This window comes from uncultured Algoriphagus sp. (assembly GCF_963974365.1).
Classification (GTDB): domain Bacteria; phylum Bacteroidota; class Bacteroidia; order Cytophagales; family Cyclobacteriaceae; genus Algoriphagus.
Genome location: NZ_CAXBBX010000003.1, coordinates 326,427 through 353,376 on the forward strand (window position 1 = coordinate 326,427; position 26,950 = coordinate 353,376).

The 26,950-nt window shown below is 38.6% G+C and carries 22 protein-coding genes; 8 read left to right on the forward strand and 14 right to left on the reverse strand.

All coding sequences use genetic code 11. The features are described 5' to 3' along the window. Positions 1–223 precede the first annotated feature (223 nt). Genes AACZ87_RS05915 through AACZ87_RS05930 form a run of 4 tightly spaced genes read left to right on the forward strand, consistent with a single transcriptional unit; the run spans position 224 to position 4,908 of the window. The gene (locus AACZ87_RS05915; protein ID WP_339865763.1) at positions 224–1,843 is read left to right on the forward strand and encodes an ATP-binding cassette domain-containing protein; all 1,620 of its coding nucleotides are present in this window, start codon (positions 224–226) and stop codon (positions 1,841–1,843) included. Between the two features lie 10 nt (positions 1,844–1,853). Next, entirely contained in the window at positions 1,854–3,251 is a 1,398-nt protein-coding gene (locus AACZ87_RS05920) for a sodium:solute symporter family protein (protein WP_339865764.1), read from the forward strand. Beyond that, positions 3,238–4,419 (forward strand): class I SAM-dependent rRNA methyltransferase, encoded by a 1,182-nt coding sequence (locus AACZ87_RS05925; protein ID WP_339865766.1) that lies wholly within the window; start codon positions 3,238–3,240, stop codon positions 4,417–4,419. The genes AACZ87_RS05920 and AACZ87_RS05925 overlap by 14 nt, the downstream gene beginning before the upstream one ends. A gap of 54 nt (positions 4,420–4,473) precedes the next feature. Next, positions 4,474–4,908, forward strand: a complete 435-nt coding sequence (locus tag AACZ87_RS05930) for a hypothetical protein (protein ID WP_339865768.1) — start codon at positions 4,474–4,476, stop codon at positions 4,906–4,908. Between the two features lie 277 nt (positions 4,909–5,185). Here the strand turns inward: AACZ87_RS05930 and AACZ87_RS05935 are convergent, their stop codons facing one another. The 5 genes from AACZ87_RS05935 to AACZ87_RS05955 form a co-directional block, all read right to left on the reverse strand. Further along, positions 5,186–6,763 carry an FAD-dependent protein gene (locus tag AACZ87_RS05935; RefSeq protein ID WP_339865770.1) on the reverse strand — a complete coding sequence of 526 codons (1,578 nt, stop codon included), beginning with the start codon at positions 6,761–6,763 and terminating at the stop codon, positions 5,186–5,188. Positions 6,764–7,111: 348 nt separating this feature from the next. After that, positions 7,112–9,022, reverse strand: coding sequence for a nucleoside-diphosphate sugar epimerase/dehydratase (locus AACZ87_RS05940; protein WP_339865772.1), 1,911 nt, complete (start codon positions 9,020–9,022; stop codon positions 7,112–7,114). Between the two features lie 517 nt (positions 9,023–9,539). After that, positions 9,540–10,166 (reverse strand): sugar transferase, encoded by a 627-nt coding sequence (locus AACZ87_RS05945; RefSeq protein WP_339865774.1) that lies wholly within the window; start codon positions 10,164–10,166, stop codon positions 9,540–9,542. Further along, positions 10,167–11,306: an aminotransferase class I/II-fold pyridoxal phosphate-dependent enzyme gene (locus AACZ87_RS05950; protein WP_339865776.1), complete on the reverse strand. Its 1,140-nt coding sequence runs from the start codon at positions 11,304–11,306 to the stop codon at positions 10,167–10,169. A 617-nt stretch (positions 11,307–11,923) separates the two neighbouring features. Next, on the reverse strand, positions 11,924–13,081 hold the full coding sequence (locus tag AACZ87_RS05955) for an MraY family glycosyltransferase (RefSeq protein ID WP_339865778.1): 1,158 nt from the start codon (positions 13,079–13,081) through the stop codon (positions 11,924–11,926). Positions 13,082–13,355: 274 nt separating this feature from the next. On the opposite strand from AACZ87_RS05955, the gene AACZ87_RS05960 reads away from it, so the two are divergent. After that, positions 13,356–14,057 carry a sugar transferase gene (locus AACZ87_RS05960; protein WP_339865780.1) on the forward strand — a complete coding sequence of 234 codons (702 nt, stop codon included), beginning with the start codon at positions 13,356–13,358 and terminating at the stop codon, positions 14,055–14,057. Between the two features lie 142 nt (positions 14,058–14,199). Next, complete coding sequence (locus AACZ87_RS05965; protein ID WP_339865781.1) at positions 14,200–14,403, forward strand: hypothetical protein; 204 nt, start codon at positions 14,200–14,202, stop codon at positions 14,401–14,403. A gap of 1,390 nt (positions 14,404–15,793) precedes the next feature. Here AACZ87_RS05965 and AACZ87_RS05970 read toward each other — a convergent pair. Continuing rightward, positions 15,794–16,561, reverse strand: coding sequence for an undecaprenyl-diphosphate phosphatase (locus AACZ87_RS05970; protein ID WP_339865782.1), 768 nt, complete (start codon positions 16,559–16,561; stop codon positions 15,794–15,796). Positions 16,562–17,114: 553 nt separating this feature from the next. On the opposite strand from AACZ87_RS05970, the gene AACZ87_RS05975 reads away from it, so the two are divergent. After that, positions 17,115–17,816 (forward strand): sugar transferase, encoded by a 702-nt coding sequence (locus AACZ87_RS05975; protein ID WP_339865783.1) that lies wholly within the window; start codon positions 17,115–17,117, stop codon positions 17,814–17,816. 261 nt (positions 17,817–18,077) lie between these two features. Here AACZ87_RS05975 and AACZ87_RS05980 read toward each other — a convergent pair whose 3' ends face one another. The 6 genes from AACZ87_RS05980 to AACZ87_RS06005 all read right to left on the reverse strand — a co-directional run bounded on the left by AACZ87_RS05980 (position 18,078) and on the right by AACZ87_RS06005 (position 22,020). After that, on the reverse strand, positions 18,078–18,533 hold the full coding sequence (locus AACZ87_RS05980; protein WP_339865784.1) for a phosphoheptose isomerase: 456 nt from the start codon (positions 18,531–18,533) through the stop codon (positions 18,078–18,080). Between the two features lie 599 nt (positions 18,534–19,132). Next, positions 19,133–19,369: a hypothetical protein gene (locus AACZ87_RS05985; protein WP_339865785.1), complete on the reverse strand. Its 237-nt coding sequence runs from the start codon at positions 19,367–19,369 to the stop codon at positions 19,133–19,135. Further along, entirely contained in the window at positions 19,345–19,839 is a 495-nt protein-coding gene (locus AACZ87_RS05990; RefSeq protein ID WP_339865786.1) for a hypothetical protein, read from the reverse strand. The genes AACZ87_RS05985 and AACZ87_RS05990 overlap by 25 nt, the downstream gene beginning before the upstream one ends. A 1-nt stretch (position 19,840) precedes the next feature. Continuing rightward, positions 19,841–20,587, reverse strand: coding sequence for a hypothetical protein (locus AACZ87_RS05995; RefSeq protein WP_339865787.1), 747 nt, complete (start codon positions 20,585–20,587; stop codon positions 19,841–19,843). A gap of 349 nt (positions 20,588–20,936) precedes the next feature. Further along, complete coding sequence (locus tag AACZ87_RS06000; RefSeq protein ID WP_339865788.1) at positions 20,937–21,578, reverse strand: DUF6266 family protein; 642 nt, start codon at positions 21,576–21,578, stop codon at positions 20,937–20,939. Positions 21,579–21,825: 247 nt separating this feature from the next. Beyond that, positions 21,826–22,020: a hypothetical protein gene (locus AACZ87_RS06005; protein WP_339865789.1), complete on the reverse strand. Its 195-nt coding sequence runs from the start codon at positions 22,018–22,020 to the stop codon at positions 21,826–21,828. A 370-nt stretch (positions 22,021–22,390) separates the two neighbouring features. Here AACZ87_RS06005 and AACZ87_RS06010 point away from each other — a divergent pair, with 370 nt between their 5' ends. Beyond that, a complete protein-coding gene (locus AACZ87_RS06010; RefSeq protein WP_339865790.1) occupies positions 22,391–24,976 on the forward strand; it encodes a thiopeptide-type bacteriocin biosynthesis protein in 2,586 nt (861 codons plus the stop codon). Here AACZ87_RS06010 and AACZ87_RS06015 read toward each other — a convergent pair. Together AACZ87_RS06015 and AACZ87_RS06020 are read right to left on the reverse strand one after the other, a co-directional pair. After that, positions 24,952–25,677 (reverse strand): LytTR family DNA-binding domain-containing protein, encoded by a 726-nt coding sequence (locus tag AACZ87_RS06015; protein WP_339865791.1) that lies wholly within the window; start codon positions 25,675–25,677, stop codon positions 24,952–24,954. The genes AACZ87_RS06010 and AACZ87_RS06015 overlap by 25 nt on opposite strands. Next, complete coding sequence (locus AACZ87_RS06020; protein ID WP_339865792.1) at positions 25,643–26,755, reverse strand: histidine kinase; 1,113 nt, start codon at positions 26,753–26,755, stop codon at positions 25,643–25,645. The genes AACZ87_RS06015 and AACZ87_RS06020 overlap by 35 nt, the downstream gene beginning before the upstream one ends. Positions 26,756–26,950 lie beyond the last annotated feature (195 nt).

Here is a 26,950-nt window from a genome sequence, read left to right on the forward strand (position 1 = left end):
CCAACACAAAAAAGTGTAAGAATAGAACTAAATAAAGAAGCCGGTAAAATCCCCTCATTCAAAGTTTAAAAACGATTTAATTACCCAATATAGCTAACTGAAAAAAATATTACACGCCATCTGACACAAAGCACCTACTTGAACCCCAAAACCTTGCAAATCCCTGAGTCTTCAATTATTTAATTCCTATCTTTGCGCCTCCAAAAAAGAAGAAAACCCTATTATGATATCAGTAGATAATTTATCACTCAAATTTGGCAAACGAACACTTTTCGACGAGGTCTCGCTGAAATTCAACCCTGGCAATTGCTATGGTGTAATCGGTGCAAACGGAGCTGGAAAGTCAACTTTTTTGAAAATCCTTTCAGGAGAAATGGAAAGTACCAGCGGTGGTATCAGCATCACTCCGGGTCAGCGTATGGCTGTATTGAGTCAAAACCACTTCGGCTTTGATGAGGTAGAAGTCCTGAAAACGGTCCTTATGGGTCACAAGACCCTGTATGCCATCATGGAGGAAAAAGACGCCATCTATATGAAGGAGGATTTCTCTGAAGAGGATGGTTTGCGTGCATCCCAGTTGGAAGCAGACTTCGCTGAGATGGATGGATGGAATGCTGAGTCTGATGCAGCAGCATTACTTTCAGGCTTGGGGATTACCGAAGACTTGCATTACATGCAAATGAAGGATCTTGCCGGTAACCAAAAGGTAAGAGTTCTCTTAGCGCAGGCACTTTTTGGTAATCCTGATATTTTGATTCTCGATGAGCCTACCAATGATTTGGATGCATCTACCATAGAATGGCTGGAGAATTTCCTGCTTGATTTCAAAAACTTGGTGATCGTCGTTTCCCACGATAGACACTTCCTTGATTCAGTTTCTACACACATTGTGGATATTGACTTTGGGAAAATCAAAATCTACTCAGGTAACTATACCTTCTGGTACGAATCTTCCCAACTTGCATTGAAGCAGCGTTCGGATTCTAATAAGAAGGCTGAGGATAAAAAAAAGGAATTGCAGGCATTTATCGATCGATTCTCTGCTAATGTGGCTAAGTCAAAGCAGGCGACAGCGCGTAAGAAGATGATCGAAAAGCTGAACATCGATGAGATCGAACCATCGATGAGAAAATATCCTGGTATCATTTTCAAACCTGAAAGAGAAGCCGGCGATCAGATTTTCATGACAGAGAACCTTGAGTTGAAAGCTGACGGAGTGACATACTTTACAGACGTAAACTTGATGGTGGACAAAGGCGACAAAATCGCTTTTATCTCTAAAACCAAGCAGGCTGTAAACAAATTCTTCCAGGTAATCATGGAGGAAATCCCTGCATCCAAAGGAAGCTTCAAATGGGGTGTTACGATCAACAAAGCTTATTTGCCAAACGATAACTCTGAATATTTCAAGTCCGATCTTTCATTAATCGAATGGCTAAGACAATTTTCAGGTAATCAGGAAGAAGCTTATGTGAGAACATTCTTAGGAAGAATGCTTTTCACAGGTGAGGAATCTTTGAAAAAGTGTTCGGTACTTTCGGGAGGGGAAAAAGTTCGTTGTATGATCTCTAAGATGATGCTACAGAATCCAAACCTTCTGGTAATGGATGAGCCTACCAACCACTTGGATCTAGAATCGATTACAGCATTTAACAATGCAATCATAGAATACACAGGCACGGTATTGATGTCATCTTATGACCATGCTTTCGTTCAGTCTTCTGCCAATAGAATTGTGGAATTCACGCCAAATGGAACAATAGATCGAAGAATGCCTTATGATGATTACCTGGAAAGTGAAGAAATCAAGGCTTTGAGGGAGAAAATGTATGCATCCAAGTAACCGAAGGTAGTTGCTACTCACTGCAATCATAATTTATCTGGCGATCACAATCGCCATCGGAGCTTGGGCTTCAAAATTCGTAAAGGGATCGAATGACTTTGTTTTGGCAGGTCGTTCGCTCCCTTTATTTCTTTCTGCTTCTGCCCTCTTTGCCACCTGGTTTGGATCGGAGACCATCTTTGGAGCTTCATCTGTTTACTTGGATGAAGGTCTTCAAGGGGTGATGGAAGATCCTTTCGGAGGAGCACTATGCTTAGTACTTTTTGGCATGTTTTACCTACGTCCCATGTATCGTATGGGAGTGCTTACCATTGGAGATGTATTCAAAAGGATCTATGGGAAACAAGTGGAATTCCTCTCCACCGTATTTATGGTTCCTGTTTTCTTTGGATATGTAGCAGCCCAATTGGTGGCATTAAGTCTAATCTTGAGCACTGTCACGGGATTGACCTTGACCGAAGGTATCTTAATCGCAGCAAGTATTGTCTTAATCTATACTTTCCTAGGAGGTATGTGGGCTATTTCTATAACTGACTTTATTCAGACTTTGATGATAGTGTTGGGACTGATAGTTGTTTCAGTATTAGTAACCCGTGAAGCTGGAGGAGTTAGTGTTATCTTAGATTCTGCTCCTGCAGAAAGTTTCCAATTCTTTCCAGACGCAGGATTTAATTCATGGATCAATTACTTCGGAGCCTGGATTATTCTCGGATTGGGAAGTATTCCAAGTCAGGACATTTACCAGCGGGTGATGTCGTCCAAATCTGAAAAGGTTGCCGTTCAATCAACTTATTTGGCTGGTGGTTTTTACCTCACCTTCGGGCTTTTGCCTTTATTCATTGCGCTAGGCGCAAAGGCTCTTTACCCAGAACTTTATTTAGAAAATCAGCAAATGCTGCTGCCTTCCATGGTTTTGGCTCATGGAGGATTACCTGTGCAGATTATCTTTTTTGGAGCATTAATCTCTGCGATTATGAGTACAGCAAGTTCAGGAGTCTTAGCGCCTGCAGCCTTGATTTCAGAAAACCTAATCAAGCCACTTTTCAAGGGCAAACTTACAGATAAACATCTACTCTGGATTTTAAGATGCAGTGTACTAGCGGTGACTGTTGTCTCCGTGGTAATGGCTTTGCAAGATTCAAATATTTATGAGCTCGTAGCAGGAGCATCTATTCTCTTATTGGTTTCTCTTTTCATCCCTTTGACGACGGGATTATATTGGAAAAAGTCTTCCAAAGTCGGAGCCATCTTATCCATGATCATTGGTATGCTTACCTATTTGATTATAGACAATTTTGAGCCGGAAATTTCTTCTCACATTTACGGATTGCTTGCCAATGCCATCGCTATGATGGCTGGAAGCTTGCTTTTCCCCAACAAAACTGAAGTATCGTATGAACTATCCTAAAATCATCCTCAAACACGGAAAAGAGATTTCTCTGAAAAGACGCCATCATTGGGTGTTTTCAGGTGCTATTTTCCAGAAAGACGCAAACCTAGAAAATGGACAATTAGTAGCAGTATACTCTTCCAAAGATGAGTTTTTAGGAATAGGACATTTTGCTGAAGGTTCTATCATGGTTCGAATTATTTCCTTTGAGGAAAGAGAAATCGATCAGGAGTTTTGGAATGAGAAAATTGCTTCAGCTCTTTCTTTACGAAAAAGCCTAGGACTTACTGAGAATGAAGAAACTAACGTGTATAGATTAGTACATGGTGAAGGAGATTTGCTACCAGGTTTGATTGTAGATTTCTACAATGGAACTGCAGTTATTCAAGCACATCAAATCGGAATGCATGCGCATTTGAAGGAAATCGCCCAAGCGATAAAGAATGCTTACGGAGATGAAATCTCGGGTGTTTATGATAAAAGTGCAGAAACACTTCCTAAGAATCTCGGCATCACTTCCAATGAATGGGTGTTGGGCGAACCAAAAACTGACTTGGTTCAGGAGTATGGAGCGACTTATAAGATTGATTGGGAAAAAGGGCAGAAAACAGGTTTTTTCATAGATCAACGGGAAAACAGAAAGTTGCTTGCCTCCTATTCCACAGGAAAAAAAGTTCTGAATACCTTCTGCTATTCGGGAGGATTTTCAGTCTTGGCTCTACAGGAAGGTGCTGCAGAAGTACACTCAGTAGATATTTCACCAAAAGCAATAGAACTCACTGAAGAGAACATTCAACTCAATCCGGAAATCAAAGGAAAGCATGAATCTAAAGTTGCTGATGTGGTCAAATACATCCGTGAAATCGGCGATGACTACGATGTGATCGTTCTGGATCCACCAGCCTTTGCCAAAAATCTGAAAGCCCGGCACAATGCTGTGCAGGCTTATAAGCGTCTAAATGCTGAGGCTTTGAAGAAGATCAAATCAGGTGGAATCCTCTTTACTTTCTCTTGTAGTCAGGTGGTGGACAAAGCACTTTTCCGTAACACCATCACAGCCGCGGCATTGGAATGTGGCAGACAAGTTAAAATCCTGCATCAAGTAACTCAGCCGGCAGATCATCCAATTAATATTTTCCACCCAGAAACGGAATACCTAAAAGGCTTGGTGCTTTTTGTGGAGTAATTCGGGGATTCTATCGGCTTTTACCCTATTTTCGTTCAGTCAATTTAACTTACTATGTACACAGGAATACAACATCTTCATTCAGGAATCGCCTACCTCGCTTTGCTTGCTTTGGTAGTAGTCATTATTTACATGCTTATTGGGTCTCTTTCCAATCGGGAATTCACGGAGAAAGACAGAAAAATCGGTTTGATAGCTTTTATACTTTCCCATATCCAGTTATTGGTAGGGTTGATTTTATATTTCTTAAGCCCATTAGGATTGGAAATGCTTAAATCAGGTTCGGCGATGTCTGATCCAGCAGCGAGATTAGTTGCTTTGGAGCATCCCTTGATCAATATCATTGCAATCGTGGTTATCTCAATTGGCTATATCCGCGCTAAAAAACCTGGAGCATCACGAGGTAGGTTTAGAAGTATCTACATGATGTATGCTATTGGATTGGTGTTGATTCTCAGCAGAATTCCTTGGTCAGCTTGGCTAGGGTAAAGTGAATTTGAGAGTTGAGATCTGAAATCAAAAATTTGAAATTTGAAATTTACTCCCCAACGTAGTCTCCAAATTCAAGTACTTACCAAGATTTTAATTCACGCCGCCGTTCGTGTCATCACGAATGGCATAAATATGTTTTGCTTTCTAAATGTGTGGTTTATTACGACGGTATTCGTGGCACAAACTAGGGGATGCAGATTTCTAGGTAAGGGCGAATAATGATTCGCCCCTACAAACTGCATATGGGCGAATAATTATTCGCCCATACATTGGGTCACTTTACGTAAGTTTCAATTAATCTCTCTGCGCATCTTTCCCCATCCATGGCAGCAGATACAATACCACCTGCATAACCAGCTCCTTCACCACATGGGTACAATCGCTTGATCTGTACATGCTCAAATGATTCCCGATCTCTGGGAATTCTCACTGGCGAAGAGGTCCTACTTTCCAAGCCGATCAACTGGGATTCATTTGTATAATAACCTTTCATTTTTTGACCAAAGGCTTTAAAAGCCATTGCCAACCGTTCTGAAATAAAGTCAGGCAAAACATCTCTCATTTCTACAGAATTCAAACCCGGTTGATATGAAGTATCAAGCAAACTTGAGCTCACCTTTTTGTTGACAAAATCAATCATTCGCTGGGCTGGTGCCACCTGAGTTCTACCACCAGCTTCCCATGCTTTTTTCTCTACATCCGCCTGGAATTCCATTGCAGCCAGGGGCCCAAACTTTTGATATTCTGGCAGGTCTTCCAATTCAACGGAAGCTACTATTCCAGAATTAGCAAACTTCCCATCTCTACGACTTGGGCTCATACCATTTACAACCAATTCACCAGGCCCAGTCGCAGCAGGTACAATAAATCCACCCGGACACATACAAAAGCTAAAAACTCCCCGCTGCTTTTTCTTAAACTCTGTCTGATAAACCAGAGAATAGGCAGAAGCTGGAAGGTATGGCCCACGGTCCAAACCACAATTGTATTGAATGCTATCAATCAAATTTTGGCTATGCTCGATTCGAACGCCCAGCGCAAAGGGCTTTGCTTCTACCGTGATTTTCTTGTTGTGAAGCAGATGAAAAATATCTCTTGCCGAGTGGCCTGTGGCAAGTATCACACCTCTACCTGTGAGTTTTTCTCCAGTTTGAGTGACTACTCCTTTCATCTCATTTCCATCCAAAATAAAATCTTCAACCCGCGTTTCGAACAAAACCTCTCCACCGAATTGGAGAATACTTTCACGAAGATCTTCTACGAGTTTTGGAAGCTTATTAGTACCAATATGAGGGTGTGCGTCGACCAGAATTTCTTCTGTTGCCCCATGTGCCACCAGAATCTCCATGATTCTGCGGATATCTCCACGCTTTTTGGAACGTGTATAAAGCTTCCCGTCAGAATAGGTTCCCGCTCCACCTTCACCAAAACAATAATTAGAATCAGGATTTACGATATGTTCTTTGTTGATAGCTGCAAGATCCCTTCTCCTTGCCCTCACATCCTTGCCTCTCTCGATTAGTATAGGTTTTACTCCAAGTTCAATCGCTCGCAATGCAGCAAAAAGACCTGCAGGCCCAGCTCCCACAATAATTATTGGATCCGCGCTACTTACATTTTTATATTCTGGCTGATGGTCTAGCAGTGCAGGAGGCGTTTCTTTAATAAAAAGTTCAGCCTGAATATTTACTTTGACATTTCTTCCCCTAGCATCAATCGAGCGCTTTACTTGGCGTGCGATTGCTTCACTTGAGTTTGAGGGCAGCCCAGCCTTTTTTCTAACTACTTCCTGAAAAACTTCCGGATCATAAGCCTCTTGAGGACTCAATTGTAATGTAAATTCTTGCTTCATAAAGTAAGGTATTTATCCTTAAATGGGTCTGCAAATGTAGTGTTTTCTTAAGTGAGAAGGAAGTTTTCAGTGGCCAGTCGCAGTCTCAGTGGAAATTGGCAGGAGTAGTAGCTTTCGTAATTAAAATTTTGAATAGTGAAATGTTCGTAATGAAACGAACATAGGCGGGGGGAATCACAGGAGCATAGGCAGAGAGGATTACACAAGCATTGGATAGTCTACTGTAAAAGCGTAAATAAAGGTAACCCAAAGTATCATGCCTTTATCATGCCTTTATCATGCGGGTATGTACGGGGTATCTAGGGAGTATCTAGCGGGGAAACAGTAAGGATGTAAGGGGTTGACCACCTAATTCAATCTATCCAGCACCTCAAATCTCGATGAGTTGGAGATAAATTCAGGAACAATCACTTTCAAGTGCGACACCAATTCATTCTCTGATTTTTTGGAAACCAATTCCATGAATAGCTCTATTTGACCGTCAATTTTGTGATAAGAGGATGGGAGTACCTGAGCAATTTTGATTTTAGGGTGGTGCGTAATTTTGACGGTTTCAAAATCATTGAGCAATTCCTCATACAGCTTCTCTCCTTCTCTCAATCCGGAGAAAAACACCTTAATATCTTCATCTATTTTTTTTCCAGACAGCTGAATCATCTTTTTTGCTAGATCAAGAATTTTGATGGGTTCCCCCATATCAAAAACATAAATCTCTCCACCCTCACCCATAATCCCTGCTTCCAGCACCAACTGACAGGCCTCTGGAATAGTCATGAAATAGCGGGTAATATCCGGGTGAGTCACCGTAATGGGACCTCCTTTCATTATTTGCTTTTTAAACAAAGGAATTACAGATCCACTGGATCCCAATACATTTCCAAAACGGGTAGTTATGAATTTAGTATAGCTCCTTTTATGATTCCTAACTAAGAATTCATTTAAAGCTTGCACGTACATTTCTGCGGCCCTTTTACTCGCTCCCATTACATTAGTAGGGTTTACGGCTTTGTCTGTAGATACAAAAACAAACTTGTCCACCTTCGCCAACACAGAAATATCAGCAAGAATTTTCGTCCCTAAAACATTCGAATTTATAGCCTCATCTGGATAATTTTCCATCATTGGCACATGCTTGTAAGCAGCCGCGTGAAATACTACCTGAGGCTTAAAAAGCTTAAAAATTTCATTTAGTTTTTTCTTATTCCGAATATCCCCCAGAACAATCTTAATTGAGCAATGAGAGTAGTTTTCTTTAAACTCTTGTTCTACATCGTATAAGGCGGATTCAGCAATATCAAATAAAATAAGCAGTTTAGGCTCGTAATGACATATTTGCCGACAAAGCTCTGATCCGATTGAGCCAGCTGCCCCAGTAACCATAATAACTTTTCCTTGTAAATCTTGTTGTATCCTAGGGTTGTCAAGGACAATTTGCTCCCGGCTCAACAAGTCCTCAATTTTCACTTCTCGAATTGCTCCTGCCGTCAGTCCCCCATTTATCCATTGGTCTACTGGAGGCACTATTGATACAGAGATTTTCAAGCGAAGGCACTCATCAATTATCTCGTTTTTTCGAGCAACGGATAGGTCTCTAATTGCAATAATCAATTCAGTGATCCCAAACTGCAATGCCAAATTCTCCAGATTATCCAGGCCCTTATAAATCCTCTTTCCAAGAATATGCTTTCCTTCCTTCTTGGGATCATCATCCAAAAAAGCAATCGTATTAAAAAGACTCTTACTATCTCGCATTATAGCTTCTTTGGCAATGATTCCGGCTTCTCCTGCTCCAAAGATCACCCCGTTTTTCGACGGCTTGAGTGAACCTTCATTTTTGAAATAAACAAATAGTTCTTTCACCATTAATCGATAAAAAATCAAAAGAACTAATGAGAAAACACTTGCAATTATAAGTACTGAAGAAGGAAGTAAATAACCCTGGCTAATGAAGGAATCAGAAAAAATAATAGGAATAAAAAGGAGACTGAAATTTATAAATAAGGACTTGAATAAGTTAACACCATCTTTAAATCCTGTGTGTCTTACTATTCCTTCTTGGCTATTTGTCAATCGAAGAACCAAAACTGAAACAATCATAAACACTGCACAGCCAGTCAAAAAATGGTTTTCGACTATCTCTTGCCAATTAAAGTTAAATCGAACTAAAAAAGCACAAAAGGCTGATGAGAATAAAATTAATGCGTCAATTACAGCAATTACCCATCTAGGAAGGATCGTAAGTCTGGCGATTAAACTCATGGTAGAAATATATCCAAATTGAGATAGAATTTATTAAACTAGCGGGATTGTTTTAACAAATCCTTATTTCTGATAGCAAGTCAGAAACAAGCGAGAGGGTGATTAAACGCTAATTTACGTAATTCAAATACCAATATATGTATTTTATTTATAAAAATACAATTTTGTAGGCCAGCTTAGAGAGTAGTAAATTTAATCCAGAAAAAATTTATAAATATGGATAGCCGCTTTTCTACCAGTATGGAGGCAAAAGCAATGTAAGATTTGTTAAACTTAAGAATTGAGCCCCCTTCAGCCTGTCCCGCCAGTGCGGTATTCCTCGGTCATCCAACCTGACAAGTAAAGAATCTAAGGTGACTAGCATCATTGCGGATAATCATATCTATTTATCATTTCGCCAACAATAGGTGGTACACCAGTTAGAAATATAGATTTACAGTGCTGACCATCAACCAGATTGAACCCATACATTTACAGGTAATTAGCTAAATGAATCTACAATAAGCTTAAAAGCTGCTTATTTCCTCAAACCAGCACTTGGACTTCCATTGAACCTTTCCATGCTGACATGCCCCTTTTGAGTAACTCCTTTTCCCAGTATCACATTAAAAAGCGTTTGAAACAGTATTCTTAGGTCGAGCAAAAAGCTCAAATTATCAACATACCAGACATCATACTTGAACTTTGCATCCCAAGAGATAGCATTTCTCCCGTTTACCTGTGCCCAACCAGTCACTCCTGGCTTTACTTCATGACGTCTAGCTTGTTCATTTGAATACAAATGAATATACTCATCTAATAAGGGGCGCGGTCCAACTAAACTCATCTCCCCTCTAAGCACATTAATTAACTGGGGAATCTCGTCAAGGGAACTATTCCTGACGAATTTTCCGAATTTGGTAATTCGATCAGCATCGGACAACAGGTTGCCCCTATCGTCAACCAGCTCTTTCATGGTTTTAAATTTCAATATTTGAAAAGTTTTATTCCCTAGACCCGGACGTGCTTGGGAAAAGAATGGTGAACTTCCATGGTGAATACTCAGGGCGACAAAAAGAACCAGGAATATTGGAAACAGGAAAATGAACATCAAAAATGCCAGAATGAAGTCAATTACCCTTTTAAACAAATTTCGATATAGCACCTACTTATGAGTTTTACTTAGTTCTTCTTGTAACACTTTCACTACCTTTTCTTGATCTTCCAGAGTCAAATCTGCAGAACTGGGAAGGCAAAGGCCAGTTTCAAATAACCCTTCGGAAATATTGCCTCCATAGAAAGGTGTTAAATTGAAAACAGGCTGGGTATGGAGAGGTTTCCAGAGATATCTACTTTCAATTCCCTGCTTTGATAGTGCAAGTTTTAAATGATCGTTCGAAAACCCAGTTATTTCCTGATCAATCAAAATACTGGTGAGCCAATAGTTTGAGTAGGATTGTTTCCTCTCTGATTGAAACTCTATTCCTGGAAAATCCTCCAGCAATTCCCTATACCTCTGATTTACAGCTCTTCTATTATTAATAAACATATCCAACTGTTCCAACTGGGCTAAACCAATTGCAGCAGAAATATTATTCATCTTGTAATTATAGCCAATTTCCAAGTGATGGTAAAAAGGAAAATCTTCCCTAGCTTGAGTTGAAAGTAATTTGGCTCGCTGAATTTTGGCAGAATCAGTACTAATCAAAGCACCTCCTCCTCCAGAAGTCATTATTTTATTCCCATTGAAAGAAAATACCGCAATCTGCCCTAAGGTGCCACAGGGCCTGCCTTCAAATTCACTTCCAATAGCTTCAGCTGCATCCTCCAAAACAGGGATCCCATACTTCTCCGCAACCTCTAAAATCTCATTCATCTTGGCTGGCATGCCGAACAAATGAACCACCACAATTGCCTTAGGTTTTTTGCCTTTTGCCAACCTACTTAGAATCGCATCCTCAAGTAATTCAGGACAAATATTCCAGGTATCCTTTTCACTGTCTACAAAAATAGGCGTAGCGCCTAAATAGACGATTGGGTTAGCCGAAGCACAAAAAGTAAAGGATTGACAAATCACTTCATCACCCGATGAGATACCTAGAAGAACCAGTGAAAGATGGAGAGCTGAAGTGCCTGAATTCAAGGCGACACATTCATGTGTCTTCAATCTAGTAGACAATTTCTCCTCAAATCTGCTTATAAAACTACCATTCGTAGCAATATGCCCAGAGCTTATTGCCTGTTGGGTATACTGATTTTCATTACCATTAAAAACCGGAAAGGATAAAGGAATTTGAGAATTCATTCAAAATTTTATCTAAGAAGCTCAAAATATACTAACAATATTTAACCCAGCACAACTCCAATAGAAGCACAGATGACTACCTAAGCAAGGCATTAAATTGTTAATTGAAAGTGAGTTTTAAGAGAATTCAGGTAAATTTTTAAGTAAATCAACTGGAATAGCGCACGTGAATCTTCACATAAAGTACTATATACTAGACAGATAAGATTCTTAAACTATATAGCCTTACAATACATAACGCAAAATAATAGCTTAGTCAGCAGTTTTAAACTAGGCTAAATCTTAATTGTCAGTCTAAAATCAAACCACCAAAAAATGTTACGAAAGACTAAAAAAAGATTTCAAACAACATAAAATAAGAATTGTAATACATATTTACTGATAACCACTCCCACTAAACTAACCTTTAATGAATAGATATCCCAAACCCAAACTAAATATTTGGCTATTACCAGAGCCAACACAAAGCTGTCACCATAAATCAGTAGCGTATTAGATTGGAAGCTGCGTGAACTTAACTCTCTATTACAATTCCATAGAGAATCCTTTACAAATAAAAGCGTGGATACTCGATTTGAAAAAGGGACCGAGCCCTAGAACTTCAGTATTACTTCAGTCTAATTTAAGTTTACGTTTGAATCTTCAAATTCATTTTTATCTAATTGAATCCTAGTCCTCTGGCCAATTTTGATTCTTTTGATCTCCAAAACTTTAGGCTGCAGAGCCACTCTTTTTTTCAAATATTTAAGAGTCAGGCTATCCAATCTATATCCTAAAATCATAGCGATTGCAACAATAATAGGAAGCACCAAATTATCTGAGAAATCCTTCATCAGAATCACCAAGACTATAAGGGCAAGTTGCAGAGACCCTACAATCAAGGAAACCTGATTATGCCTGAATCCCATTCTCATTAAAAAATGATGCACATGGGATTTATCCGGAGACATGGGTCCCTTTCCTTGAGAAATCCTTCGCACAAATACCCTTCCCATGTCATAGAGAGGATATATCATTAAAGCAACCCCAGCAGCGAAGGCAGGTTCGATTTTCCAGCTATTGCCTACAGGAAGTCCTACATTATGCTCCATGAAGACAATTATCAAAGTCCCCATAGTAAACCCAAGTGTCAGAGAGCCAGTATCCCCCATAAAAATCTTTGCAGGATGCCAGTTGAAAATCATAAAAGACAAAACCCCGCCTAGAAAGCTAAAACTCAAAATAGAATAAGTGTTTAGGCCTTGATAATAAAACCAAACCCCTAAAAGACTAAAGACCATACTGGCAATGGTACCAGCCAGACCATCTAACCCATCGATCAAATTGAATGCATTTGTAAGTGCAAGTAGTGTAAAGGAGGAGAAGGCATAGCTAACAAAAAGGTTTAACTCCCCTATTCCTAGAAAACTATGGAAGCTTTTTATCCGGATATCAGCCACCACAACAACCAAAATAACTGCAATCAATTGTCCTAAGATCTTTCTGATTGCACTTAGTTCTACGATATCGTCTCGGAGTCCCACAAAAAACATGATGGATATACCTCCTAATAGGTAGGGAGTTTCTACAGCAGGAAATTCCCAAGCCCAGATTGCCATAGAAATTCCCGTGGCCACAAAAAAACCTATACCACCCATAGAAGGGACGCTGGTGTGATGAATTTTTCTACCTCCAGGGATATCAGAAATTTGATACCTCTGAAAAACGCTTATAAGCACTGGAAAAAAAAGAATTCCAATGACCAAAGACGATAAAAAAGCAAAAACAAAATACATAGTGGACTGTTAAAATAAAATCATAGGAAGTACGAAGTAAACTTGACTATCGATACAACTAACTGATTATTTTTAAAAATGGCAAGATAACTGCCTCAAAGAAATGAGTCCCGTGCGAGAAAATCAATTTTGAAACATTAATTAAACACAAAGTACAATTTTATGTATTTACAAAAATTAGAGCAAGTGTTTTGCAAAATCAGTAATAAACAAGACCTTTGTTTGTCCCAAAATAGTCTATTATCATTTTTTCAAGCCAACAAACTATCCAACAATGACTAATTATTTACGAAACAAAATTGGGAATTTTGAGTTGTACGTCAATTCAAATGAAAAGCTTACAGAAGGAAATGAGTCTATCTTTTCTGATCACATGAATTGGTTTAATCTAACTATCAAACGCTTTATTGATCTTTTTTGTGCAATTGGCTTTATGTTGGTAATAGGCTGGTGGCTATTCCCAATCGTAGCTATTTTGATAAAACTTGATTCAAAAGGTCCTGTATTTTTCAAGCAGGAAAGAGAAGGCATTTACAATTCCAAATTTAGGTGTTATAAATTCAGATCAATGGTCGTCAATAAGGAGGCTGATTTGAAAATGGCTACTAGAAATGACCCAAGAATTACTAAAGTTGGCAGAATACTAAGAAAAACTAGCATAGATGAACTTCCTCAAATCCTAAATGTAGTCTATGGAAATATGTCCTTAGTTGGCCCAAGACCCCACATATTGGTGCAAAATAACGCACATGAGTTAGAAATTGAAGGTTACAAAAATAGACATTTAGTAAAACCTGGAATAACTGGTCTGGCTCAAGCTAGAGGCTATAGAGGAGAGACTCATGAATCAAATTCTATCTACTTCAGGTACAAACTGGATATGTACTACATCAAAACCTGGAGTCCGGCACTTGATCTTAAAATAATTTGGATGACAGCAATATCTATTTTCACAGGGCATGAAAATGCACATTGATAGTCGAATTTTATTTTAAATGAAAAGGCTACCTTACAAAGTGACCTAACCCCAAAAGTTGGACGGTTAAAGAAAGTTTTAAATTTAGTAAAGAAGCTCGGTATTGCACCGGGCTTTTTCCGTTTAGGCTTGATTTTATTCTATGGTGGTTATAATAGTGGATGTATTGTTTGATCTCTTTTTTGAGCTCTTGCATGGATTGGAGTTTTTTTTTGAAGTGGAACAATTCGGACTTAAGAGTTCCAAAGAAGTTTTCGATAACCGCATTGTCCAGACCATCTCCTTTTCTGGACATACTGATGAGCATCCCCTTTTCTCCCAGCAGATGTTGGCATTGCGGATTTAGATATTACCATCTTTGATCGGAGTGAATCAGCAATCCTGGGAATTTTAGCCTGTTCCCAGTTGCTTTTTTGACCATGTCCACTACTGATTGGAGGGCGGGTCTATCGGCTAGCGTAAAAGAAACAATATAAAGGTTGAACAGGTCCATTATCGGAGCGAGATATAGGATCCTGTCCTTGACCTTGAACTCGGTGATATCGGTTACCCATTTTTTTTCAGGTATAGAAGCTTTGAAATCTCTTTTGAGGTGATTTTCTGCTATACTGCCCTGTTCCCCGCTGTATGCAATGTATTTTTAACCCTAATAATACTTTTTATAGCCAGTTCCCGCATCAGTATATAATCGGTCTTATAATTAATAGTATAGCCTTCTGAAGTTTTTCTTATGTATGGCAGTAACCGTATCGTCCTTTGTTTTATTTATAAATCTGGCGGATCTCCAATTTGGTTTTCTCATACTTGTCCTTTTTCTGGAGTTGTTTGAGATGGTAATAAAATATGCTCCGCGCAATCCCGACATGTTTTCGGAGTTCATCCTGTGCATATCCTCGCCTTAATTCTTGAATTATTTGCGTTTTTCTTCTTTCTGGTTTTCAGATTGAATCAAGGCTTGAAGCTATTTTAAATAAGCATTTTCGGATTTCAGGCTAGCCAGCTCTACCAGAAGCTGTTCTTCTCTGGTTAATGGACGTTTAGGCTTTCTAGGCATAGTGGTGGGTCTACCTTTACGTAGCGCCCTCAACCCTACTGGCTCTTGGATATCGTGGCCCTGATCTCAATTCAGCACGGTCGCTTTGTTAGGCACATTAAGGTGGAGGCAGGCGAGAAATAAAGATAAAAATTCAGCCTTAAGTGTTCTAACAACGTGCAACCGAAATTGGTCAGTATAAGTGTTTGAAGAAGGCGGGAGACCACTTGCTCCAAACTTCCTATAAAAGGCAACCCAACGTTTAACTAAGGAACTAATGATGTTTTCCTTTTTGCCGATGCTTTCCGAAGAGAGCCGATCCATCATGAATTCTTGCACTATCCTAAGTCGGAATTCGAAATTGTTTTTTCTGCTTTTTCACTTAAAAATGCCCCCAATAAGTGTCTAACTTTTTGGGGGCACATCAAAGTAGCCTTTTCATTTAAACAATGTTTCAAGACTAACAAGCTTACTACATCATAAATCCTGCTTTATCTGGATATGGAATTAAGTATTGCATCATATGAATAAAATTGTTTTTCAATGGTAATATTCACACTTAATTGTCTGAGAGATAATCTTAAATGCGTGTTTACAACTCCTTGATTAAAATTTCCGGAATCCATCATTTAGTTCTTGCTCTCAGCAAACAAGGGAACCACACTCTTATCTATTGGAAATCAGAAGAGCATTTTTTTCAGATCTAGGCCATTATGTAGAGGAATAATAAGCCGATGATTATCCTATAATAACCAAAATGCTTAAATCCATAATTTTCTACAATCCTTAAAAAAATCTTAACTGCAAACCATGCACTCACAAAAGCAGTAGCTAACCCAAGGGTAAGCATAACAATCTCCTGGTTATTAAAATTTATGGAGGTTTTAAACAGGTCATAGCCTGTTGCTGCAATCATTGTAGGTATTGCTAATAGAAATGAAAACTCTGTCGCTTGTTTTTTGTCCAATTTATTAAACACGCCACCGATTATAGTTGCAGCTGCTCTTGATGTACCTGGAATCATAGAAAGACATTGCATCAAACCTATGTAAAATGCATTTCTAAAGGGAATATCTACCAATGATTCGACTTCCGATTCTTTGGAAATCACCTTTTTATCGATCCAGATTAGTATAATACCTCCAATAATCAATGATAATGAAACCACTATGGGATTAAATAGGTATGATTTTATAAAATCGTACGCAAAAAAACCAACAATAGCAGTAGGAATGAATGCCACAAAAAGTTTAGCATAAATCTTCATGCCTTGAAAGAACCTCTTGATATACATTAAAGCTATTGCCAGAATTGCTCCCAACTGAATAAAAATCTCGAAAGTTTTAACAAATTCATCCTCATGGATTTTCATAGCTGAGGAGGCTAAAATCAAATGTCCTGTAGAGGAAACTGGAAGAAATTCTGTTAGTCCCTCAATAAGAGCCAATATAATGGTCTGGGTGATATTCATACTATTGGTTTTACCAGTTTATCTTATTTAATCTATAGTTAATAATAGAACCTTAATTGAAATTTTATTTCCAAATGCATTCCCAAAGTGAAAAATGTGTTTTCCAATTTAACTTACATTCACAAAACAGAGAAAATACGCCTATTAATCCTAAAATTAAACTCATCTACAATTTATCAATGGGAAATTTTGGGAACAGATAATCAAATCTGATTAAAGTAAATTTTAGACTTTTCAAAAATCAAATCTTCTTTGTTATCCTATTTCCATAAGGTCTTACCAGACCTAAATAATTCATCAAAGTTAATAAGACTAGTAAAATACAATTCTGAATGATTGACTGTTTATTTACAAATAAGGCTTGTTTATGATAAAACAGCTCCTTTACCTTTCACATATGTACATTAGATACTACATTAGTGTAAGAAAAAGGAGTAAAGAACTCATAATGAAAGGGTTGATATTTTACCTGTCCGTTAATTAATAATTTATCCTTTTTTGTGCCCAAAGTAATCGGAATACGATAAATTTTTTACTAACCGAAATCAAGAATATGAGAACAAATTATCTAATCCAAAATTTTGGGAATGCTGAGCTGTACCTTAATACCAATGCCCTATTCAATGAAAACAATGAAAGTATTGTTTCAGAAGATATGAATTGGATTAACTTAACTATGAAACGTACATTTGATCTGATATGCTCAATCAGTTTTATGCTGGTAATTGGTTGGTGGTTGTTTCCAATTATAGGGATTCTAATTAAACTGGATTCGCCGGGACCAGTATTTTTCAAACAAGAACGGGAGGGGATTTATAATTCCCGGTTTAATTGTTACAAGTTTAGATCTATGGTAGTTAACGATGAAGCCAATCTGAAGATGGCGACTCGAAATGATCCACGAGTAACACGAATTGGAAGGATTCTTAGAAAAACAAGTTTGGATGAATTACCTCAGATTCTCAACGTGATTTATGGTAATATGTCCGTTGTAGGACCTAGACCCCATATTTTGGTCCAAAACGACGCCCATTCACTAGAAATAGAAGGATTTAAAAACAGACATCTGGTAAAGCCTGGAATCACAGGACTAGCTCAGGCAAGAGGATATAGAGGAGAGACTAATGCTAGCAATTCCATATATTTTCGCTATAAGCTGGATATGTATTACATCAAAACATGGAGTCCATTTTTGGATATTAAGATTATTTGGATGACAGCCAAATCATTGCTAAACCATGATAACGCATTTTGAATAAATAAACCTAAAATAAATAATCTGGGGAAGCTTAGGCTTCCCCTTTTTTATGAGTATTGAATATTGACTCATCCGTAGAGATTCATGTCTAAAATATTCTGGATTAAGGCTACAAAAACTCCCTAAGCCCTTTTAAATTGGAAGATTTTATAGGTCATATTTTGAATTCATGCTTTCAATAAGCATACACATGAATAGGTGATTAGCCCTATTAAAGGTGCGTGGCAATACAAAGCTCATTAAAAGCCTTATCCTTAATTATTTCCTGGCATAATCATCCTCTACCCTAACTATATCTTCTTCATCTGAAGGTAATTCTGGGTTGACATGCATCCAAATCTCCGCAACTATTCCCCAATTATCCATACCTACCAAACGATGCCTTTCACCCTGCGTCAAAGATACAGTTTCACCAAACTCCATAGGTTGCAATATTCCTAGTTCATCCGTTTCACTTTTCACAATACCTGCCTCTCCGTGGATAAGTTTCCAAAGTTCAGCTCTCCGGAAATGGTATTGCCAGGACAAGCGTGAACCTGGGGCAACCAATAAAAACTTAGGACTTAATTTCTGTTGCAATTGCTTTTCTGAAAGTTCTATCTCCATGAAAAACATTTCTGCAAATTCTGAAATTTGATTTTCATCAATAACAAAAAATCCTCCCCATGGCCTTCCCTTATCAACGTGGTTAATTTGAAATCCTTTATTTTCCAAAAAGTCGTTTACTTTGAGAAAAACCTCATCCTTACTCAAATCTGAAGTAATATTTTCTAAAATCATTCTATTAATCTAAAAATGGTGAATTTAAAAATACATTTATCGTTTTATCAATTAACCATACGACAAATGAACACATCTAAAATGTAAATAATCATACATTTTATATTTCAAAAGGAATGTTCTGATCCATTAAGAAACTGGAGTTGCCTCCCGGTTTAAGTTAAATTTCAAATGAATATTGATTAATATGATTGACAGGAATGAAGCCAGTAGTTGCAGAATATATCTAGAAAGTAGCATGTAATTGTCCACCAATGACATTCTACAGCACGGTGAAAGATACTATAACCCCTTATATCTTTGGCTACTGGTTAGAAATCGGTTACAATTATCCACTGATATCCTTCAATATACAATTACAAAATACAATCATTTTTTCAGCCGAATCGTGATTCACACCTAAATCACATTGGCAAAAAACCGGAGAGGAATCCCCTCCGGCTTTATAGATTTTAATTCATCAGCCCCGTTATCCTCGAGTCGGGTCCTCAATAGAGAACTTGTGTCCAAAGTCCTATGTCGGAATTCGGATTTCATTTTCCTGTGGTTCGTGATGACCTTCTGCTAGTCGGACTTCGAGTCCTTTGCATTACAGTCTTGATCAAGGCCTGTTCCGCCTCCAAGCGGTAAAAGAGCTCCTTCAGCTTAGCTAACTCGTCCCGCAGCTGTCGGGTATCCTCAATCAGCAACTTCAGAAAGTACGCAATTACTGAAAGTAGCATCATGGTGACCACTCCCGCCAGACTTAACAGTAGCTCTGTTCCAGACATGATTCCAGAAGATAAGGAACTCGCTCTGACACTATCTGCAACTCTACTACTTCCCCCCGAGTCCATTCAGACCCCAGCCACTCAATCAATTTGAGAAACGCGAGTTTGGTGAATAGCGAAGTACCATCGGCTCTATAGCTGGTAACTGGATAGATGGACCTGGACTCAAGCTTATCCTCTCCTAGGTAACTGGAGATCTTTCCTTTTTTTCCAACTCCTATCTCCCAGCCTTTTACCTCGGAATGAATAGGTTCTAGCTTATAGAGACCTTCTATTATCGCACTTTTCGGCCTGCGAAGGCACAGAAAAAGGCTGTTTTCCAACTCATAAACCCCTTCTTCCAGGCAGGTTTTCCCAGTATCAAAGCAGGCCTTGGGAGGCTCCCGGGTGAAGCAAACCTGCTTCTGCCCGAGAAATAATCTCCCAAGGGTAACTGTTGCTTTGTACTTGCGGTGAAGTACCAGTCTCATCTTAAACCTGCTCTACCCCTACCATCTTGGCAGCATTGTGTGCCCCATTGTTAATGGAGTACTCGCTGCCATTGACCACCTGTACAAATTCCACACTCAGCACAAATGCTCTGTGTGTACCTGGCAATGCAGACTTATCTATCGATAAGTTGATTGCAGCTGCTGGATCAATTACAGGTAGCAGACCTGATACACTGGTCTGCACTGATCTTCCTCCCGTTGCGAAATCCAACCCCACTCCCGTAGCGGTAATTCTCAGGTGGGATGCTCCCCTTGGAAGCGCAACAAAGTCCTTTGGCACAAATGCCGGGATGCTTACTCCCCATGCAGTTGGAGAATCTGTGTAGGTAATCTCCAGAAAGAGAGTACTTCCCAGAGAGCTTGCAGCATTCAGCTCCATGTCCTTCAGCAGACTCCAGTCCCCTGCTCTTACCATTCGTTCACCACGGTTATTGACCAGATCCGACTGCAGGACTTTCATCATCACCTGGGTAATTCTCAGGTTCAATCTTCTGTCTCCAATCTTGGCGATAACCGGTCTTAGGGCATCCCTAAAAAGCTTTGCCGAGGTAGCATTGTCGGCGAACTCCTTCAGATTCTCCCGGGTTCGGGCAAAGCGAGCATCGTTCATGATACGGCTCTTGCTTACTCCTCCTTTTTCACGGGCGAGGTACCCGTCTTTGGTTTTGTAGAAAGAGAGTCTTCCTACTTTTCCGTTTAGTGTAATTACTCCTGCTTGTTTTGCCATATGTATATGGGTTTTAAGTGTAACATGCAGGAAAATTCAGCTTTATCACATTGGTTATCAATTGAATGTGCGGTCTGTTCGCAAGTTTGAGAAGAACTTTCTTAGGTGCGCTTTTTTCGGTTTGTGGTGATAATTCAAACCAAATCCTGTTGCTAAATATTACTATTGAACGAAAAAAAAGAGCGAATGATGATTCGCCCTTACCTAAATGGAAATCAACTTTTACTTAAGATTATAGCGTAAATTCATCCTAACTAAACTAAAAAAGGTCATTACTCCTCTTACTTCACTAACCAGAATTTACTTTCATTGACCAGGTAATAATCCAAATAATGAAGAGCATAAATTCTTAAACTTTACCTAGACAAATAGAATCCGAAAACTCACGGACAAAGCCCTCCTGAGAATAAAAGGCAGCATAAATATAAACAAGTCCAATTTCATATTCGCTCCATGGTAGCTCAAGTAACTGCGTTCCGGCCTTTCTATAATTACCCTCATATAAAGTATGGACTCTCTTTGATCCGGGTGCGTATGCTATGACAAACAACCTATCTTCATCTCTTCCTGATCCTTGCCAAGCATTTGGACGCCAAGAAATTCTTATAGAATCTCCCTCCCGAACTGCAATCCCCTCTTCCAATCCCACCAGCCATCCTTTAGATATTTTTACGCGTTCGGGCCAAAGAACCGGTATTTTTTCCTCAGGGAGGATAGCATTTTTAATAACCCAGCTTAACGTCCGGGTCGTACCTGACTCAAAACTTGTGCCCTTATTATTCATGGTAAAATTCAATGCATGCCTAAGAGGAGTAACGAATTTTTGGCCTATGCTAAAAGCCTTTTGCTGGTAGAGCTGCCTTTCAGTAGAAGGCTTTTTTCTTGGGCCTGGCTTTTGTCTGACAACCGTTTTCCCGTTCAACTGGTAAAAGACCAAATTGCCCATAGAGCCACTTATTCTTCCTAACATGCTACTGTGTATTATTCCCATGATTTTTGATTTTTAAAATGAACACCTCATTACTTGGTTACTATTTTGGAAGATTATAGGATGTAAATTCAGATTTGACTTTACTCACTATTTCCCCTCAACTTTGACCCTATCTGCTTCTACTTCACTAAGACCAAGGCGGAAGCAATGTGGAAGAAGACTGGGAGGAACCCTGACTGAATATTTACTCAGGATTTACTACAGCTATAGTTAAAATTGTATTTCATCTATGTTTACCCTGTCTTTTCTAATACAGATATTCGCTGACATCTTCGGGAGGAATACCTGAGAAATCCGAAAATTCATGCACCGTGACATATTGATGAGGCTTTTTATTATGGTAAACCCTGATTTTCTGAAGTAGCTGCTGTCCGTAGCGCTCACTCCTTCCTGTGATGATCTGAACATCTTTAGGATAGACTATGCATCTTTTCTTTGTCATGATATAATGTTGATAATGGTAGGTGAGGAAATAACTTACTGTTAGGGTTGCTATCTCCCATCCTACCTGTGGAAAAATGTTTTAAGTCCCCTAATCTTATCTTTTAGTTATTCTGATCCCAATACCCCTTGGATTCTGTGGATTTTGTGGATTCTTTGTGAAACACTGTATTCTATGAACTAATAAATGACTTATACTGCGTATTAAATTAGCAGCTTAGTCTCTAAACATTTTGCTTAATTAGATTTGTGAACCCAAAGTCATCCCCACCAAAAAAGCATTGATTTCGTCAATGCTCCCTCTGTGTAAGTGTATATCCCAGAGTTGAGACTTTTCATCCGGTTTTTATGAATTAGGAAGGTAAAAAGCCATGGATTTTTTATACAGAATGCACTTAGTGAACTTCGATCCTAAAGACAAGAGAGAAATTCGTAAAAATTGGAATTGGATTAAAAAGGCTATAAGACTTTCCTCGGATTCCTTATATCAGAAAATAGAGAAAAAGGAGTTCGATACGCTTTGCTACTCAACGCAATCAAAAATTCATAAGTACCTTTTGAGAGGCAGATACCGATCCACCCCATTTGGGTTATGGGCTGGTGTTGGTACCGGTATTTGGGGAGAAAACAACCAAGCAGGTAAACTAGCATATCGGGAAATTGAAAACCATTGCTTTAAGAAATTTGGAGGTAAACCCCTGATCTCTATTAAATACAAAACCGCACCTGGATTAAAGATGTATGCTGAACAGGTACAATTCTGGACTTACTGCAACCAAGAAGAGGGATGGAGGATTAGCTACCTTGATAAAAACCCACTTATACTTATACTTCTGGACTATTTTGAGCAATCAAAACAGCTTGATTTCTCTGCCTTTCAACAATTTTTCAAGTCTAAAAACAAAAATCAAGTAACAGACATCTGGAAAATGCTGCTAGAATCCGGATTTATTATTCCTGAAAATTTCCCTGAATTTAAACCTCATTCCGAAAGCCAAGGAAGAGATATAAGAATAATTTCCGGAATTAAAGTAAATCGCATTGTCCAGAAAAAAATAGAGAATCTGATTTCCGAAATCGGTAATCTTTTTACTCCTGTAGAGAGTGAATTCTTAAGGGATTTCAAGTCTTGGTTTAGCTATACATTCGATGATCGTTTTGTACCTCTTTCGCTTCTAGCTCATAGACAGGATTTCATCAGACACTCCGATAGTGAAGCTATGACATATGAAAGGGATGATTATCGATCTGGTGATATTCTTTCTAGGTTATGGGGGAATGCAGAAGAATTTGACCTAAGTAATTGTTATAAATCTAAAAACACAGATCTGCACAACCTACAAATAGCCTTCAAACTGCTGGGAGAAACAAACCTTTATGTGGAAAATATTGTATGCAATCGCCCTTTTGCCTATTCAGGCCGTTTTAGTTTTGATCCGGAGATCAAAAAATTGGTTGTAAGCAAAGTGGAAGGATTGTCAGAACCAGCCATATATGCTGACATAATTCTATTCGAAACTTTAAAATCAAACCAAATTTGCAGTCATGAAAATGCCTTTCTATATAGCATATATCCCTTTGGAAATGGCGTTCAGGAAAACTATTTGGGAGTGGATGACCTGCTCATAGGAATCAGCGGGAATCGCTTGAAACTCTATAGCCAAAAACTTGACAAGGAAGTTCTACCGGTGGCACAACACCCCCTTAATCCTACCCAAATTTCCCATACGCTTTCCAGGCTATTCTGGGAAATCGGCAATCAGGACCAGCAGCGGTTTATTCCGTACCACAATCCTTCTTTCCTGAACAGCAATTACACCCCAAGATTAACTTGGAAAGGGATTATTCTTCAGGGAAGAAAGTGGATTTTGCACTCAAAAAATTTTGCTGACAAACGTAAACTTTATCAATTTCTTACAGAGTCCAAAATCCCCTGTCCTTTACTCGCAGGCTATCTGGATCGGGAACTGATTCTTAACTGGGATTATCCTCCTGAAATCGATATACTATGGGAAGAACTAAATAAGTTAAAGGAAGTCTCGGTATTTGAATGTCCTTGGAAGGATCTTTCGCCTTTTAAAAATAAATCAGGAGAGCCCCTTTACCCACAATTAATTTTTTCCTGGAAAGGGAAGGATCGTATAGTTCAGAAAGTTAATTCTCTGAATCGCATCAGTGGTATCGATGATAATTGGATTTATTTACGCATCAGTATAAAGCAAGAGGGTGTACTGCCGCTATTGCTCAAGCCATTTCCATCTATACTAAAAAGCTTTAAACAACAACACCATATCCAGAAATGGTACTTTTTATGTTACAACACACCAAAAACTGAAATCAGGCTTCGATTACTGCCCACAAATGAAGCAAATAAACAGGCCTTAACTGCAGAATTAAATTATAGCCTGATGGAAACTGGATGGGTAACTACGGTTGACTCAGTACCATATTATCCTGAGTATGAAAAATACAACCTATCCCAGAAAGGTATTATCACTTCTGAAACAGTTTTTCATCTGGAATCCGAATTGGGACTTCTGGGCAATGAACAAAAGAAAATTCCCCCAATGCTAACTTGGGATTTACCTGCACGCCAAAATTGGGTATGTGGGTCTTACTATCAACTCATTGAAATGACCGGAAGAAAAGAAATGTTTTTTCACTATTTCCAAAGGCTGATTAAGGAAATCCCAGTAGCAGACCGAAAGGAATTAAATAAAGCTGACTATTCTTCTACCGAATATGTGACTACTTACGCTATTGAAATTTTCTTACCGGAGTTCTCAAAAATCTCAACAGAACAAGATGAAGAATTGATGCGTCTTATCCCAAACCATCTTCACATGTGCTGTAATCGAATGTTTATAAGAGATACAAATGAGTATGAACGGAAAGTAATCTATGGTTTGTACAAAAGGTTAGGTAAAGCAATTTACGGTCGGTTAAATAGTTTGTAAGCATTCAAAAGTTGGTCTTTATAAGAATCGCCTAATGGAATAACTATTCCATTATCCAAAATAATCTCTTTGTGTAGAATTTTTTCGAGTTTGGTAATATTGACCAGAAAGGATTTCTGTACTCTCACAAAAGTCAGTTCAGGAAGCATGATCTCTACGGACTGCAGGGTTGAGCGCTGTTTGTATATATTAGGAGGAGCATGAAAAAGCGAATAGTTTTGTTTCTGTTCCACATAATAAAGGCTGGAAAAAGCAACTTTAGTGTAGCCAAAGCTAGCATAGTCCTCCACCAGAAAGTAGTCCTTGGACTTTTCATGAGGAGTTTCTTTTAAGAGGTTTTGTTTTCTGGATACTTTTTCCAGTAGTTTTTTCAGCTTTAAGAAATTCACCGGCTTTACTAAATATCCTGCCACAGATAGATCGATGCCTGGAATTGCAAATTCCTCGTGCGCCGTACATAGGATCACAGGAACTCCCAGTTCTTCCATTTGCTCGGAAATCAGGAGACCATTCAGTTTTTCCATCTGTACATCAGTGATCAAAATATCACATATTTTCTGACTTGCCAATCGAAGTCCATCCAAGGGATTAGTCTCTGCAAATTCAACATGATATCCCGGTATACCGGATATAAAATAATTGAGTCTATCTAGAGCCAGGGATTCATCATCTATTAGGCCAAGTTTGATTTGGTTTTTCATAGGGAATGGTAAGGTTAAGAGAATAAATATTTTGACTCATATTTGTCCTGAGGGAAGCATTTTCAAAATAATAATCCAAGAGATTGCGGACTGTTTCGATGCCAAATTCACTCTTGGCGAGCTTTAATCCTTTGTTGGATTTATTTTGTGTTGAAAAATGAAAAACAGAAATACCATTATGAGCCACCATCATCTTAGCTTCAATTGATACAGGATAGTCAGGATCCTGAAAAACGCCATGTTTGAATACATTTTCGATGAGCGTGATCAAAAGCAACTTTGGCATATAGATGCCATCTAAGTGTAGCAAATCCTTATCGATATTGTCCTGAATACAAATAGTATCCTTAAATCTTAATTTTTGTCCATGGAGGTATGAAAGTATTGCTTCTACTTCGGCGGAAAGGGGATTGAATTTTTCTGTATCAATGTATGCGTAGCGAAGGATGGTGATGAAGTGATTGATATCATCAAAGAGTTCAGGTGAATATTTTAGTGATTTGGCGGAAATATCGCCAATAAGATTAAGTGTGAAATGCGGACTTAGCTGCCCTTTGTTATGGACAATTTTTAGTTTGTCAAAGCTGATTTCGGTTCTTTGTTTTTCCTGAAGTGCCCTAATCAGTGCATAAAAGCCCCACACGGTAAAGGTTATTACTAAAAACACCCATTGTCTCATCAGCTCATACACTGCAAAATCTAACGGCGGATGGGCTTCTACCCCAACAAGGAGGAGCAAAAAATACCTTAGAAAAGATAACAAGCAAACTCCGCATAGAGAGAACACTATACCATTCAGTGGTTTTTTTGAATATAAAAGAGATGGAAAAAGCCAAAAGAAATACAGGCAGGAACTTAAAAAACCAATGACTGCAGTGATGATGGCAAAAAACACACCTGGGGTTGGTAATTTAAAAAGATATGTGGTAAATCCATCAAGTAATGCATAGAAACCCCATAAGCCCACTATTATTAGAATAGGATTTTTTAAAAATGGCTTCATTTTATCGTTGATCCACTTTATCCGGGCGTTAGTCCCAGAAAACTGAATTTCAGGCGGACTGAATATACTTTTCATGTGTATATAATATTTTAATCAGACCTATAAAATCCGGCATGGTCAAACAATACTCTCACATTATGGAGATATCCGTCAGGCTCGATTTTATTAAAATCCAATTTATGATCAAAGAAAAAGAAATGAGTCAGCTTGACTTGCGGGCAGGCCACACTCAGGTAAACAGACCATCATCAAGAGGTCCACAGAAAAATC

Bases quoted from the DNA above. Each gene is read 5' to 3' on its own strand.
- AACZ87_RS05915 (WP_339865763.1), top strand. From the start codon at position 224: ATGATATCAGTAGATAATTTATCACTCAAATTTGGCAAACGAACACTT.
- AACZ87_RS05925 (WP_339865766.1), top strand. From the start codon at position 3,238: ATGAACTATCCTAAAATCATCCTCAAACACGGAAAAGAGATTTCTCTG.
- AACZ87_RS05930 (WP_339865768.1), top strand. From the start codon at position 4,474: ATGTACACAGGAATACAACATCTTCATTCAGGAATCGCCTACCTCGCT.
- AACZ87_RS05935 (WP_339865770.1), bottom strand. From the start codon at position 6,763: ATGAAGCAAGAATTTACATTACAATTGAGTCCTCAAGAGGCTTATGAT.
- AACZ87_RS05940 (WP_339865772.1), bottom strand. From the start codon at position 9,022: ATGAGTTTAATCGCCAGACTTACGATCCTTCCTAGATGGGTAATTGCT.
- AACZ87_RS05950 (WP_339865776.1), bottom strand. From the start codon at position 11,306: ATGAATTCTCAAATTCCTTTATCCTTTCCGGTTTTTAATGGTAATGAA.
- AACZ87_RS05955 (WP_339865778.1), bottom strand. From the start codon at position 13,081: ATGTATTTTGTTTTTGCTTTTTTATCGTCTTTGGTCATTGGAATTCTT.
- AACZ87_RS05960 (WP_339865780.1), top strand. From the start codon at position 13,356: ATGACTAATTATTTACGAAACAAAATTGGGAATTTTGAGTTGTACGTC.
- AACZ87_RS05965 (WP_339865781.1), top strand. From the start codon at position 14,200: ATGGTGGTTATAATAGTGGATGTATTGTTTGATCTCTTTTTTGAGCTC.
- AACZ87_RS05970 (WP_339865782.1), bottom strand. From the start codon at position 16,561: ATGAATATCACCCAGACCATTATATTGGCTCTTATTGAGGGACTAACA.
- AACZ87_RS05975 (WP_339865783.1), top strand. From the start codon at position 17,115: ATGAGAACAAATTATCTAATCCAAAATTTTGGGAATGCTGAGCTGTAC.
- AACZ87_RS05985 (WP_339865785.1), bottom strand. From the start codon at position 19,369: ATGTCTGGAACAGAGCTACTGTTAAGTCTGGCGGGAGTGGTCACCATG.
- AACZ87_RS05990 (WP_339865786.1), bottom strand. From the start codon at position 19,839: ATGAGACTGGTACTTCACCGCAAGTACAAAGCAACAGTTACCCTTGGG.
- AACZ87_RS05995 (WP_339865787.1), bottom strand. From the start codon at position 20,587: ATGGCAAAACAAGCAGGAGTAATTACACTAAACGGAAAAGTAGGAAGA.
- AACZ87_RS06000 (WP_339865788.1), bottom strand. From the start codon at position 21,578: ATGGGAATAATACACAGTAGCATGTTAGGAAGAATAAGTGGCTCTATG.
- AACZ87_RS06005 (WP_339865789.1), bottom strand. From the start codon at position 22,020: ATGACAAAGAAAAGATGCATAGTCTATCCTAAAGATGTTCAGATCATC.
- AACZ87_RS06010 (WP_339865790.1), top strand. From the start codon at position 22,391: ATGGATTTTTTATACAGAATGCACTTAGTGAACTTCGATCCTAAAGAC.
- AACZ87_RS06015 (WP_339865791.1), bottom strand. From the start codon at position 25,677: ATGAAAAACCAAATCAAACTTGGCCTAATAGATGATGAATCCCTGGCT.
- AACZ87_RS06020 (WP_339865792.1), bottom strand. From the start codon at position 26,755: ATGAAAAGTATATTCAGTCCGCCTGAAATTCAGTTTTCTGGGACTAAC.